The organism is Streptomyces sp. CC228A, from assembly GCF_021390935.1.
Lineage (GTDB): Bacteria > Actinomycetota > Actinomycetes > Streptomycetales > Streptomycetaceae > Streptomyces.
The window spans coordinates 408,516-422,161 of record NZ_JAJPUI010000003.1 but is presented as its reverse complement, the minus strand read 5'-3'; the positions used below and the strand labels follow the sequence as shown (position 1 = coordinate 422,161).

9 protein-coding genes and 2 pseudogenes are annotated in these 13,646 nt (G+C 74.5%); 6 read left to right on the top strand and 5 right to left on the bottom strand.

All coding sequences use genetic code 11. The features are described 5' to 3' along the window. The first annotated feature begins 201 nt into the window (after positions 1 to 201). Both L6E17_RS11760 and L6E17_RS11755 read left to right on the top strand, forming a co-directional pair. Positions 202 to 669, top strand: a complete 468-nt coding sequence (locus L6E17_RS11760; RefSeq protein WP_236240706.1) for an NUDIX hydrolase — start codon at positions 202 to 204, stop codon at positions 667 to 669. 94 nt (positions 670 to 763) lie between these two features. Further along, a complete protein-coding gene (locus L6E17_RS11755) occupies positions 764 to 1,963 on the top strand; it encodes a serine hydrolase (protein WP_236240705.1) in 1,200 nt (399 codons plus the stop codon). Between the two features lie 480 nt (positions 1,964 to 2,443). Here the strand turns inward: L6E17_RS11755 and L6E17_RS11750 are convergent. Together L6E17_RS11750 and pepN are read right to left on the bottom strand one after the other, a co-directional pair. Beyond that, a pseudogene (locus tag L6E17_RS11750) lies at positions 2,444 to 3,423 on the bottom strand (hypothetical protein). Between the two features lie 324 nt (positions 3,424 to 3,747). Continuing rightward, positions 3,748 to 6,289: pseudogene (gene pepN / locus L6E17_RS11745) on the bottom strand (aminopeptidase N). Between the two features lie 155 nt (positions 6,290 to 6,444). On the opposite strand from pepN, the gene L6E17_RS11740 reads away from it, so the two are divergent. Beyond that, positions 6,445 to 7,077, top strand: a complete 633-nt coding sequence (locus L6E17_RS11740) for a DsbA family protein (RefSeq protein WP_236240704.1) — start codon at positions 6,445 to 6,447, stop codon at positions 7,075 to 7,077. 128 nt (positions 7,078 to 7,205) lie between these two features. Here L6E17_RS11740 and L6E17_RS11735 read toward each other — a convergent pair whose 3' ends face one another. Continuing rightward, complete coding sequence (locus L6E17_RS11735; RefSeq protein WP_236240703.1) at positions 7,206 to 7,841, bottom strand: superoxide dismutase; 636 nt, start codon at positions 7,839 to 7,841, stop codon at positions 7,206 to 7,208. A gap of 152 nt (positions 7,842 to 7,993) precedes the next feature. Continuing rightward, positions 7,994 to 9,421 carry an amino acid permease gene (locus L6E17_RS11730; RefSeq protein ID WP_374109039.1) on the bottom strand — a complete coding sequence of 476 codons (1,428 nt, stop codon included), beginning with the start codon at positions 9,419 to 9,421 and terminating at the stop codon, positions 7,994 to 7,996. 393 nt (positions 9,422 to 9,814) lie between these two features. On the opposite strand from L6E17_RS11730, the gene L6E17_RS11725 reads away from it, so the two are divergent. From L6E17_RS11725 to L6E17_RS11715, 3 genes are all read left to right on the top strand, one after another. Then, positions 9,815 to 10,393 (top strand): biotin transporter BioY, encoded by a 579-nt coding sequence (locus L6E17_RS11725; RefSeq protein ID WP_236240702.1) that lies wholly within the window; start codon positions 9,815 to 9,817, stop codon positions 10,391 to 10,393. A 670-nt stretch (positions 10,394 to 11,063) separates the two neighbouring features. Beyond that, complete coding sequence (locus L6E17_RS11720) at positions 11,064 to 11,552, top strand: ribose-5-phosphate isomerase (RefSeq protein ID WP_236240701.1); 489 nt, start codon at positions 11,064 to 11,066, stop codon at positions 11,550 to 11,552. Between the two features lie 5 nt (positions 11,553 to 11,557). Next, positions 11,558 to 12,379, top strand: a complete 822-nt coding sequence (locus L6E17_RS11715) for an Fpg/Nei family DNA glycosylase (RefSeq protein ID WP_236240700.1) — start codon at positions 11,558 to 11,560, stop codon at positions 12,377 to 12,379. A 7-nt stretch (positions 12,380 to 12,386) separates the two neighbouring features. Here the strand turns inward: L6E17_RS11715 and L6E17_RS11710 are convergent, their stop codons facing one another. Beyond that, positions 12,387 to 13,616, bottom strand: coding sequence for a GNAT family N-acetyltransferase (locus tag L6E17_RS11710; protein WP_236240699.1), 1,230 nt, complete (start codon positions 13,614 to 13,616; stop codon positions 12,387 to 12,389). Positions 13,617 to 13,646 lie beyond the last annotated feature (30 nt).

Genomic DNA, 13,646 nt, shown 5'->3' with positions numbered 1-13,646 from the left:
GTGACCTGCTGCTGAAAGGAACAGTCCGGAATCCGATACCGGATGACCGCTGAGCTTTTCGCATCTGACGGCCTTTGGGGAGTACGCACCCGGACGGATCGTGTCCATGACGTAAACCCGCCACCGCGCGCCGATCGCCACGGGGCAGAAACCCGCAGAAAACGGATGGAGGGAGAGGGAAAACCCTCCTAACCTCCCTCTATGAAGCAGAGGTTGAGAGTGGCCGCCTACGCGGTCTGCATACGGGTCGACGCCGTCCTGCTCGCCCGCAGCCCGGCCGCCGACGGGGGCCGGGAGTGGGTGCTGCCCGGCGGCGGCATGGAGCACGGTGAGGACCCCGTCGACACCGTGGTCCGCGAGGTGGCGGAGGAGACCGGCTACACCGCGGAGGTCACGGCGCTCCTCGGCGTCGACTCCCTGCATGTGCCCGACCACCCCGGCCGCCTCGGCACCCGCGTCGACCACCAGAGCCTGCGCCTCCTCTACGAGGGCCGCGTCGTCGGCGGCGCCCTGCGCCCCGAGGCGAACGGCTCCACGGACCTCGCCGCCTGGCACCCGCTCGCCGCCGTCCCCGCGCTGCGCCGCGTCCCCCTCGTCGACACCGCCCTCCGCCTCTGGCCTGAGCGCCCCGCCACCGGCCGCCTCCCCGACCCCGCCGGGAACGGCTGAAACCGGGTCAACCCCGAAGGGGGGCTCAACCCCCGGCGCCGCCCCCGGGTCCCCTCCCGCAACCGAGCCCGACGACGAGGGGACCGACCTCACCATGTCCGTACGCAAGGGGAAGACCGTCCGCGCCGCCCTCCTGGCCGGCGCCGTCGCGGCGGCCGTCACCGCGACCGCCCTCACCGCCCCCGCGACCGCGGCGACCGCCCCGGCTGCCGCGACCGCCGCGCCGGGGAAGGCCGCGGCCCACGGCCGCCACGACGCCACCAGGGAGGCCCTGGAGGAGACCGTGCGGGCCGGCGCCCCCGGCGTACTGGTCCAGGTCCGCGACCGGCACGGCGTCTGGAACGGCAGCGCGGGCGTCGCCGACCGCACCACCGGCCGCGAACGCGGCGCCCGCGACCGCTACCGCGTCGGCTCCGTCACCAAGACGTTCGTCGCCACCGTCCTGCTGCAGATGGAGGCCGAAGGACGCCTCGACCTGGACGACAGCGTCGAGGAATGGCTGCCCGGGGTCGTCAGGGGCCACGGCCACGACGGCCGCCGGATCACCCTGCGCCAACTCCTCAACCACACCAGCGGCGTCCACAGCTTCACGTCCGACCCCGACTTCGCGCAGAAGGTCTTCGGCCCGGACTTCCTCCGCCACCGCTACGACACCTGGACCCCCGAGCAGCTCGTCGCGGTCGCGATGCGGCACGGACCGGACTTCGCGCCGGGCCAGGGATGGAACTACTCCAACACCAACTACGTGCTGGCCGGCATGGTCATCGAGAAGGCCGCCGGCCGGCCGTACGGAGAGGAGATCGAGCGCCGCATCCTCAGGCCGCTCGGGCTGCGCGCCACCTCGGTCCCCGGCACCTCGGCCGCCATGCCCCGGCCGAGCGGCCGCGCCTACTCCACCCTCGGCGCCGACCCCTCCGACCCCGCCACGCGGATCCACGACGTGACCGAGCTGAACCCGTCGCTGGCCCACGCGGCCGGGGAGATGGTCTCGGACAACTCCGACCTCCAGAGGTTCCTGCGCGCGCTGCTCGCGGGCAGGCTGCTGCCCCGGGAGCAGATGAGGGAGCTGACGGCCACGGTCCCGGTCGGGGAGGACGGCATACGGGCCTACGGCCTGGGCGTCTACGTCCAGGAGCTGAGCTGCGGCGAGAAGGTCTGGGGCCACACGGGCGGCATCCACGGCTCGGGGTCGCTGGTGATGGCGACGCGCGACGGCCGGCACTCGATGGCGGGCAACGTGAACGGCGACTGGGTGGGCCTCGACAAGGTGCTGGAAGCGGAGTTCTGCGGCTAGCCGCACGGGCGGGACGGCATGCTCACGTCCAGGACGCGGCCCGCCCCCACCCGCGGGCCGCGTCCCGCCTCCGCGTCCTCGCGCCCCCACCCGCGTCCCGCCTCCGCGCCTGAGCGCCCCCACCCGCGGGCCGCGTCCCCGCGGCCCCATCCGCGGGCCGTACCCGTGCGACCGCCTCGTGCCGCCGCGCCCGTACGGCCGCCCCCGCCTCCGCTCCCGGGCGGCCGCCACCGTCCCGGAACGCCCCGGCCGGGCGGTCGCGGCCCGGTCCCGGCAGGGCGGCGCGGCGTCTGCCCGGGGCCGCCGCGGCAGCGGTCCCTCCGCGGCGGGGCGCCGCGGCCCTCCCGCCGCCGCCCGAAGGCCGCCCGGCGGCGCTGCGCCCGCTCCCGGTCACCGCGCCCGCGCGCCGGCCGTCCCCGCGTTCCGCGCCCCGGAGCCCACGGGCCGGCCCCGGAGCACCAGGGCGCCCGCCGTCCCGGCTCACCGCGGCAGGACGACGACGTACGCGGCCGGGGCGCGGTCGTCCGCCGCCATCAGGGCCGTGCGCACCACGACGGCCTGCTGCTCCGCGGAGTCCCGCAGCTTCCTCGGCGTGAGGTGCACGACCGTGATGCCGAGCCGCTCCAGGTACTCCCGCTTGCGCGTGGACTCCGCCCACACCGCGTCGTCGTCCTGCCGCGGCGCCCGCGTGTCCAGCTCCACCGCCACCGCGTGGTCGGGCCAGTAGGCGTCCACCCCGCCCAGGTGCGGGCCGCCCGGCAGCCGCAGGTCCACGTTCCACAGCGGGTCCGGCAGCCGGTGGTCCCGCACCATCGCGTACAGCCGGTCCTCCGCCCGTGCCCGACCCTCGGCCAGCAGCGCGTCCACCGCGTCCACCACGTGCGGCCGGGACAGCAGCCGCGCCCGGTTCAGTTCCCGCACCACCGCGGCCGGTTCGCAGTGGCCGTCGCGCACCGCCTCGGTGAGCAGCCGGCGCACGGCGTGGGCGTCGGTGATCTGCGCCACCGCGTCCGCCAGCGCCCGCGCCACCGGCGCGACCGGCAGCCCGGTGACCTCCTGCGGCACCGGCAGCTCGTGGCCCGTCGCCCGGACGATCCGGACGAACCCGGTCGACCGCAGCCGCCGGGTGCGCGGCACCAGCACGTCGATCCGCTCCAGGGCGAGCAGCGGCGGGGCGGACGAGAACCGGTACAGCGCGAGCGCCGCGAGACCGGTGACCATCGAGTCGCCGTACCCGGGGCCGTCCGCGGGCGCGGGCGCCGGCCGGTGTACAGCAGCGCGGCCCGCAGCCGCTCGTCGCTGGTGGGCGGCCCCGGGTGCAGCAGGTACACGCCGGGCAGCAGCTGCTGCCACGGGCCGCCGCCGCGGCTGCGCGCGCTGACCTCGGCCGGGGGCACCCCCTGGGCCCGCAGCTGCGCGGCGGACAGCACGCGGGCCGGGGCGCCGGACAGGTGGGACAGGGGGCGGGGGAGAGCGGGGTGTTCTTCATGCTGCGGAAGTGCCCGCCGCCGACGGGCCCGCTAACCGCTGTTACACGCCCGTCGACAATCCGGGACAAGCCCGCCCTAAAGTACGGGCGTTCGATTGCCGATGTAGGGCGCCCTGCCGACGGGCACAGCGCCGCCCCGCGCCCTGCCGACGGCCCAGCGCCACCCCGCGCGCTGCCGACGGCCCAGCCCCGCCCCGCGCGCTGCCGGTGGACGCCCCCGGACCCGGCCGCCCCGCGCCGGGCCCCGCGCACAGCCGCGGGCGGCGCCCCGCAGGGAGCGCCGCCCGCGGGGCGGTCAGGCCGAGGCGTCGCACTCCTGCGCCCGCAGGGCCCGCGCCAGGTCGTCCCTCGCCTCCAGCACCAGCCTGCGCAGCGCGGGCGCCGCCGACGCGTGCGCGGCCAGCCAGGCGTCCGCCGCCGCCCGTCGCCTCGTCGCCCTGGAGGGCCGGGAACAGCCCCCGCACCACGTCCATGCCGATCTGGATGGACCGCTCGGCCCACACCCGCTCGATCGCGTCGAAGTACTTCGACGCGTACGGCGCGATCAGCTCCCGCTGCGAGGGCTGCGCGAACCCGGCGATGGTGGCCTCCACCAGCGCGTTCGACAGCTGGTCCGACTCCACGACCTGCGCCCACGCCTGCGCCTTGACCGCCGCCGACGGCCGCGCCGCCAGGCACCGCACCTGGTGGCGCTTGCCCGACGCGGTGTCGTCCCGCGCCAGCTCCGCGCCGATCACCGTCTCGTCGGCGCGCCCGTGCGCGGCCAGCGGCTCCAGCAGCGCCCAGCGCAGCTCCTGGTCGACGTCCAGCCCCTCCACGGCCGCCGTACCCGCCAGCAGGCCCTGGAGGAAGGCGACGTGCTCGTCCGACGACGCCACCGCCGCGAAGAACCGCGCCCAGGTCAGCTGGTGCTCGCTGCCGGGCTCCGCCTGCCGCAGCTCCCGCAGCGCGCCCTCGGCCAGCGCGGCGGCGCCCTCCACGCGCCACCCCGGAGCCGCGTAGTGCGTCAGCGCGGTGCGCGCCCAGGCGTGCAGCATCTGCAGCACCCCGATGTCCGACTCGCGTCCCGCGAACCGCAGCACGAGCGCCACGAAGTCCCGCGCCGGCAGCAGCGCGTCGCGCGTCATGTTCCACAGCGCCGACCAGCACAGCGCCCGCGCCAGCGGGTCCGCGACCCCGCCCAGGTGCTCCCGCAGCACCGCCAGGGACTCCGCGTCGAACCGCACCTTGCAGTACGTGAGGTCCTCGTCGTTCACCAGGATCAGCGCCGGCCGCTCGGAGCCGGCCAGCCCGTCCACCACCGTCCGCGCGCCGGTGATGTCGGCCTCGGCCCGCGCGTACCGGACGAGGGCGCCGCCCTCCAGCCGGTAGAGCCCGACCGCGGCCCGGTGCGGGCGCGGCTCGGCGCCCTCCTGCTCCACGGCCAGTTCGGCGAGGCGGCCGTCCGCGCCGTACGACGGCACCGGCGTGAGCGCGTTCACCCCGGAGGTCTCCAGCCACGACCGGGACCACGCCTTCATGTCCCGCCCGGACGTCTCCTCCAGCACGGCCAGCAGGTCGTCGAGCGTCGTGTTGCCGTACGCGTGCCGCTTGAAGTAGCGCCGGGCGCCCTCCAGGAACGCCTCCCGGCCCGCGTACGCCACCAGCTGCTTCAGCACCGACGCGCCCTTGGCGTAGGTGATGCCGTCGAAGTTCAGCTTGGCGTCCTCCAGGTCCCGGATGTCGGCCGTGACCGGGTGCGTGGAGGGCAGCTGGTCGGCGCGGTACGCCCACGCCTTGCGGTTGTTGGCGAAGGTGGTCCACCCGTTGGTGAAGCGGGTCGCCTCGACCATCGAGAAGGTGCCCATGAAGTCCGCGAAGGACTCCTTCAGCCACAGGTCGTCCCACCACTTCATGGTGACGAGGTCGCCGAACCACATGTGGGCCATCTCGTGCAGGACCACGTTGGCCCGCCGCTCGTACGCCGCCCGCGTCACCTTGCCGCGGTAGATGTACTCCTCGCGGAAGGTGACCAGGCCCGGGTTCTCCATGGCGCCGAGGTTGTACTCGGGCACGAACGCCTGGTCGTACTTGCCGAACGGGTACGGGTAGTCGAAGGCGTCGTGGAAGAAGTCCAGGCCCTGCTTGGTGACCAGGAAGACGTCGTCCGCGTCGAAGTGCTTCGCGAGGCCCTTGCGGCACATCGCGCCCAGCGGGATCTCCAGGTCGCCGCGCCGGTAGGTGTCCGTCACGTAGTGGTACGGCCCGGCGACGACGCAGGTGATGTACGTGGAGATCGGCCGGGTCCCGGCGAACCGCCACACCCCGCCGCCGCGGGACTCCTCCGCGCCGTTGCTCCACACGGTCCAGCCCTCGGGGGCCGTCACCTCGAAGCGGAACGGGGCCTTGAGGTCCGGCTGCTCGAAGTTCGCGAAGACCCGGCGCGCGTCGGCCGGCTCGTACTGCGTGTAGAGGTAGACCTCGCCGTCCTCCGGGTCCACGAACCGGTGCAGGCCCTCGCCGGTGCGGCTGTACGCGCACTGCGCGTCCACCGTCAGCACGTTCTCCTCGGCGAGCCCGACCAGGGCGATCCGCGCCCCGTCGAAGACGGCCGCCGGGTCCAGCTCCCGCCCGTTGAGGGTGACCGCCGTGACGGACGGCGCCACCAGGTCCGCGAAGGTGTCCGCGCCCGGTTCGGCGCACCGGAACCGGATCGTCGTCACCGACCGGAACGTCCGCTGCCCGGCCTCGCCGTCCCCGACGGCCGACCGCACGTCGAGTGCGACGTCGTAACCGTCCACGGACAGCAGCGCGGCCCGCTCGCGGGCCTCGTCGCGGGACAGATTCTCACCGGGCACGGGCGACTCCTTCGTGGCGCGTGGACAACCGCCCGCGATCCTCCCACGCACCGCCGACCGGGCTGAACCGGGAATGCCCTCGTCACCCCCTGGTGTTGTCGGGGGTGAACCGACCCGATGCGCCCACCCGTGACCCGGGGACCGTGAGGAGAGACATGTCCGAGAGCAGGACCACCGCCGACTTCTGGTTCGACCCGCTGTGCCCGTGGGCTTGGATGACGTCGCGCTGGATGCTGGAGGTGGGCAGCGTCCGGCCCGTCGACGTGCGCTGGCACGTGATGAGCCTCGCCGTCCTCAACGAGGACCGGCACGACGAGCTGCCCGCGGAGTACGTGGAGCTGCTGCGCACCGCCTGGGGCCCCGTCCGGGTGGCCGTCGCCGCCGAGCAGCTGCACGGCCCGGAGGTCCTCGGCCGGCTCTACACGGCGATGGGCACCCGCTTCCACAACCGGGGCGAGGGCGTCACGCGGGAGGCGATCGCCGCCTCCCTGGAGGACGCCGGGCTGCCCGCCTCGCTCGCCGAGTACGCCGAGAAGGACACCTACGACGCCGAGCTGCGGGCCTCCCACAAGGAAGGCATCAGCAAGGTCGGCGAGGACGTCGGCACGCCCGTCATCGCCGTGCCGGGCCCGGAGGGCGAGGAAGTCGCCTTCTTCGGCCCGGTGGTGACCCCGGCGCCGAAGGGCGAGGCGGCGGGCCGCCTGTGGGACGGCACGCTGCTGGTGGCGTCGACGCCCGGCTTCTTCGAGATCAAGCGCACCCGCACCACCCCGCCGATCTTCGACTGACGGCCGCCGCACCGGCAGGGGGCAGCCCCCGCGAGTCCTGACCTCGCGGGGGCTGCCCCTTTTTCTCCGCCTGCCGCGTGAAGGGTGAGAAGACGATCACGAGCAGGACGTCATGGTGCGACCGGCCGTCAGGGGGCGATCAGCGGCGTGCGGTTCTTCGCGTCGGCGTACCGCTTCGCCACGTCCTGCCAGTTGACGACCCGCCACATCGCCTCGATGAAGTCCACCTTCTGGTTCCTGTACTGCAGGTAGAAGGCGTGCTCCCAGGCGTCGAAGACCAGGATCGGCACCGAGCCCTGGCCGACGTTGCCCTGGTGGTCGTAGACCTGCTCGACGATGAGGCGGCCGCTGACCGGCTCGTACGCCAGGACGCCCCAGCCGGAGCCCTGGGTGGTCGCCGAGGCCTTGGACAGCTGCGCCTTGAAGCGGGCGAAGGAGCCGAAGGACTCGGCGATGGCGTCGGCGAGCTCGCCCACGCCGTCCTTCTCCAGGGGCTCGCCGCCGCCGTCACCGGTCATGTTGTGCCAGTAGATGGAGTGCAGGATGTGGCCGGAGAGGTGGAAGGCCAGGTTCTTCTGCAGGCCGTTGATCGCGCCCCACTGGTCCTTGTCCCGCGCCTCCTCCAACTGCTCCAGCGTGTCGTTCGCGCCCTTGACGTAGGCGGCGTGGTGCTTGTCGTGGTGCAGCTCGATGATCTCCGGGCTGATCACGGGCTCCAGCGCCGCGTAGTCGTAGGGGAGTTCCGGAAGGGTGTACATCGCCATGGCCTGGGCCTCCGACCGCTCCGAGCTTGTTATTGCAACCAATGTGCAAGTGCAGGACTCGTGCAGGCTAACAGCAGCGGGCGGACGCGGGGCAACCAGGAGGGCCCGGGCGCGTCCTGCGCCCGGGCCCTGCCGTGGTGGGGTGAGCCGCGTCAGTCCGCCGCGGCGGCCTTCGCTCGGGACCGCTGGTGGGCGTAGCCCCCCGCGGAGAGCAGCAGCACCAGGCCGCCGGTGTAGTACAGCTCCAGCCGCGTGTCCGGGTTGCGGGCCATCAGCACGAACACCACCGCGATGCCGACCAGCGCGGCGTACGTGAGGTACGGGTACGCCCACATGCGCACGGCCAGCTTCTCCGGGGCCTCCCGCTCCAGGCGGCGGCGCAGGATCAGCTGCGACACGGCGATGAAGAACCAGACGACCAGGATGATCGCGCCGATGGTGCGCAGCAGCCACATGAACACGTCGTCCGGCCGCCAGTAGCTCAGCAGCACGCAGGAGAAGCCGAACACCGACGACGTCAGCACCGCGATGCGCGGCACGCCGCCGGAGACCCGCCCCAGCGCCTTCGGGCCCTGGCCGCGCGCGACCAGCGAGCAGGCCATGCGGGAGGCGCCGTAGATGTTGGCGTTCATCGCGGACAGCAGCGCGATCAGCACGACGGCGTTCATCACCTCGCCGGCGGCGGGCAGCCCCAGGTGCTCCAGCGCGGCGACGTAGGAGCCCTTCGCCAGCGACTCGCTGTTCCACGGGATGAGGGTGACGATGACGGCCATGGAACCGATGTAGAAGATCGCGATCCGCCACATCGCCGTACGGACCGCCTTGGCGACGCCCTGCACCGGGTGCTCGGACTCGGCGGCCGCGATGGTGACGGTCTCCAGACCGCCGTACGCGAAGACCGACGCGAGCAGGCCCACGATCAGGCCCTCGGTGCCGTTGGGCAGCCAGCCGCCGTGGTCCGTGAGGTGGGAGGTGCCGGGGGAGTCGACGCCGGGCAGCAGGCCCAGGATCGCCAGCACGCCGATCACCAGGAACAGCACGATGGCGGCGATCTTCAGCGCGGCGAACCAGAACTCGAACTCGCCGAAGTTCTTCACGGCGGCCAGGTTGGTCACGCAGAACATCAGCATGAACAGCGCCACCAGCGCCCACTCCGGCACGCCGGGCAGCCAGCCGTGCACGATGCCCGCGGCGCCGATGGCCTCCAGGCCGACCGCCACGCAGAGCAGGAACCAGAAGGCCCAGCCCGCCGTGAACCCGGCCCACGGGCCGATCGCCCGCTCGGCGTGCACCGAGAAGGAGCCGGACGCCGGGTTGGCCGCGGACATCTCGCCCAGCATGCGCATCACGAGCATCACGAGCAGGCCGGAGATCGCATACGCGACGACGATCGACGGCCCGGCGGCCGCGATGGCGGCGCCCGAGCCGACGAAGAGGCCGGCGCCGATCACACCGCCGAGGGCGATCATCGACAGGTGGCGTTGCTTGAGTCCGTGCGAGAGCGGCGCGTCGGCGGTCGCGGTCGAGGCGTTCTCGACGGCGGCCGGCTCGGCGGACGCGGGCGCGGAAGTAGGGGGCATGGGTGGGCCCTGTTCCTGTCCGGGTAAGGGGCAAAGTCGCCCATGAGTCTGGGTGCGTGTACCGCTCACAGGGAACCGGTTTCCGCTATACGGACACACCGCTGACACAAGGTGAAGAGGTGGGCACGGAATGGCCACATCCGCTTGTCGGGTGACTTTGGTGGGAGTCCACAGTCTCTTCCGTGGAGCCTCCAGGGTGCAAAACGGGCTGTTCGAACGTCCGCCCCCCGTGACAAGCATCACGTCCGATCGGGTGTAGCCGGGGATCTTTGTGAGAAGTCCATGAACGCGACGTTGGGTGCTTTGTCGGCGGCTGACGGTGATCACCCGTCCGCTCCTGGGCTACGGTCGGCAGGTCCCCCCGACCGGCCCACCCGACCCCGGAGCCATGCCATGAGCACTGCCGCCGCCCCCGCAGGAGCGGTCCTCGCCGACCTGCTGCCGACCAGCCGCGTCCGCGACGCGGCCCTCGTCGCCGGCGGCGCCGTGCTGACCGGTCTCGCCGCCCAGATCGCCGTCCCGGTGCCCGGCTCCCCGGTGCCCGTGACGGGGCAGACCTTCGCCGCCCTGCTCGTCGGCACCGCCCTCGGCGCCCGCCGAGGCTTCGCCGCGCTGGCCCTGTACGCCGTCGTCGGCATGGCGGGCCTGCCGTGGTTCGCCGGCGGGGCCTCCGGATACGCCCTGCCGAGCCTCGGCTACGTCCTCGGCATGCTGCTGGCCGCCACCGCGGTCGGCGCGCTCGCCCGGCGCGGCGCCGACCGCTCGGTGTGGCGCATGGCCGGGGCCATGGCCGCGGGCTCCGCGATCATCTACGCGGTCGGCGTCCCGTACCTGGCGCTGGCGACCGGCATGGGCCTGTCCGAGGCGCTCGCCGCAGGAATGGTCCCGTTCCTCCTCGGGGACGCGCTGAAGGCCGCCCTGGCCATGGGGCTGCTCCCGACCGCCTGGAAGCTCGCGGGCCACCGCGGCTGACACCGCTCCGGGCAGCAGGGCACGCGGCCCCCGCCGCCCGCAAGGCCACCGCCGTACCGCGCCTGCACCGGCCCCCGGTGCGGCCGGGGGCGCATGCGGCCCGGTGCACCCGACGAGGCAGCGTGCCCCAGCCCCGGCGAGGCCCGCACGGCCGGCAGCCCCCGCGGCCGTAGCGCTCCCGCCCACGGGCACCGCACGGCCGCAGGTACCCGCGCCCCGTGCGCCCGAAGGGCGGCGCGCCCGCAGGCCGGGCGAGGCCCGCGCTGCATCGCGCCCGCACCCTCGGCCCCGGGACCCCCGCACCGCCATAGGCGCCCCCGCCCGTAGGTCCGAAGGGGCAGCGCGCGCAGGCGCCCGCGCCCGTACGCCCGACGGGGCAGCGCGCCCGCGCCCGTACGCCCGAAGGGGGTCTCCGTAGCCCCGGCGAGGCCCGCGCGCAGGCGCCCGCGCCCGTACGCTCGACGGGGCAGCGCGCCCGCGCCCGTACGCCCGAAGGGGCCTCCGTAGCCCCGGCGAGGCCCGCGCAGCCGGCAGCCCCGCACCGCACCGCCGCAGGCGCCCGTCCACCCGCGCGGCAGCGCCCCCGCGGCAGCGACCCCGCGCCGGGGCCCGCGTGGGGGCGGCCTGCCCCGGTTGCGGGGGCGCGCCCCGCGCGTGCCACACTCGGACCATGCGCGTGTACCTCGGCTCGGACCATGCCGGCTACGAACTGAAGAACCACCTCGTCGAGTGGCTGACGGCGCACGGGCACGAGCCCGTCGACTGCGGCCCCCACATCTACGACGCCCAGGACGACTACCCGCCGTTCTGCCTGCGCGCCGCCGAGCGGACGGCCGCGGACCCGGAGGCCCTCGGCATCGTGATCGGCGGCTCGGGCAACGGCGAGCAGATCGCCGCCAACAAGGTGAAGGGCGTCCGTGCCGCCCTGGCCTGGAGCGAGCAGACCGCCGCCCTCGGCCGCGAGCACAACAACGCCAACGTCGTCGCCGTCGGCGCCCGCATGCACACGCAGGACGAGGCCACCAAGTTCGTCGAGGTCTTCCTCTCCACCCCGTACAGCGGCGACGAGCGCCACACCCGCCGCATCGACATGCTGGCGGCGTACGAGACGGAGGGCACCATGCCCCCGATCCCGGCCCACCACCCGCAGCAGGACTGAGGCCCGTGCCCGAAGGGCATACGATCCACCGGCTGGCCGCCGACTACCGCAACCGGTTCGGCGGCCGCCGCGTCCGCGTCACCAGCCCGCAGGGCAAGTTCTCCGACGCCGCCGCCCTCCTCGACGGCACCGTCCTGGAGCGCACCGAGGCGCACGGCAAGCACCTCTTCCTCGGCTTCGGCACGGGGGAGTGGGTGCACATCCACCTCGGCCTGTTCGGCAAGGCGGCGTTCGGCGCCGCCCCCGCGCCCCCGCCGGCGGACACCGTACGGCTGCGCCTGGCCGGCGAGGAGTCGTACGCCGACCTGCGCGGCCCCGCGGTCTGCGCGCTCGTCACCGACCCCGAGAAGCAGGCGGTCCACGACCGGCTCGGCCCGGACCCGCTGCGCGCCGCCGACGCCGGCGAGGAGGGGGCCGCACGCGCCTGGCGCCGCATCTCCCGCTCCCGCACCACCATCGCCGCCCTCCTCATGGACCAGAAGGTCGTCGCGGGCGTCGGCAACGTCTACCGCGCCGAGGTCCTCTTCCGGCACGGCATCGACCCGTACCGCCCCGGCCGGGACCTGGCGCCGGACCAGTGGACCGCGATCTGGGCGGACCTGGCCGCCCTCATGCGCGAGGGCGTCCGCCTCAACCGCATCGACACGGTCCGCCCCGAGCACACCCCGGAGGCGATGGGCCGCCCGCCGAGGGTGGACGACCACGGCGGCGAGGTGTATGTCTACCGGCGGGCCCGCCAGGCCTGCCACATCTGCGGCGGCGAGATCCGCACCGCCGATCTCGCCGCCCGCAACCTCTTCTGGTGCCCCGCCTGCCAGCCGGGGTGACCGGCCGTCAGAAGCCGTGCGGCAGCCACGGCGCCACCACCGAGCCGAAGGCTGCCGACGCCTCCGCCAGCGCGCCCTCCCGCAGCTCCCGCACCCGCCCGGCCGCCGCGAGGGACGCCAGCGGCACCCCGCCCAGGTAGGCCGCGCCCAGCTCCCGCACCGACAGCGCCAGCTCCGCCGGGTCGCTCGTGCCCACGCACCGCGCGCCCTTGGCGTCCCCGGTCAGCCGCCAGCGCCCCGTGTTCCAGGGGCAGAAGTCGTCGACCACGTCCAGCACGACGTCCACCGGCGCCTGGTAGGTCCGCGCCTCCAGCGCCCCGCCCACGTCCACCAGCCGCACGAACATCCCGTCCCGGTGCGCCACTTGGCACCGCCGGATGTCCGACACCAGGTGCTGCCAGGCGTCGTCCACCGGCCGGTTGTGCATCCGCACCGACGAGACGAGGTCCATCTCGCACAGGTAGCGCAGCAGGGCGGCGTACGCAGCGGGGTCGAGCGCCTCCAAGTGCTCCAACACGACCGCGCCCCGGGCGCCCGCCGCGTCGAACTCCGGACGCACCCGGTACAGCGCGAAGCCCGCCACCTCACCGCCCCGCTCCGCCAGCACGCACGTCAGCGGCGACGCCCCCGCCCGCTCGGACGGCGGGTCCAGCAGCGGCAGCCGCTCCCAGCCCGGCCGGCGCTCCAGCATCCCCGGCCGGCCCGGCACCAGGCGCGCGTAGACCGCCTCGCACGCCCCGGACGCCTCCGCCGGGGACGCGAGCCGCAGCCGTACGCCATCCGTCCCCTCGGGTACGGACAGCCGCACCCGGCTCGTGTCGATCTCCGCCCGCATCCGCAGCGCGCCCAGACCGTAACCGAACCGCCCGTAGATATCCGGTTCCGACGCCGTCAGCAGCGCCAGCGGCTCACCCAGGGCACGCACGTCGTCCAACTGCCGCCGCATCATCGAGGTGAGGATCCCCCGCCTGCGGTGCGTCGGCGCCACCCCCACCATCGTCACCCCGGCCGCCGGCACCACCGCGCCGCCCGGCACCGCCACCCGGAACGAGAACGCCCCCGCCGTCCCCACGCACAGGTCCCCGTCCCAGGCGCCGAGCGACCGCGCGGGCTCGGTCAGCGCCCGCCACAGCTCCTGCTCCTCGGGGGCCTCCGGGACCCCGCCGAACGCCAGCTCCAACTGCCCGTACCAGGCATCCCACTCGGACGCACGCAGGACCCGCAACTCGGTAGTCATATGCCATGCGTACCAGTCACCGTCCGGCCC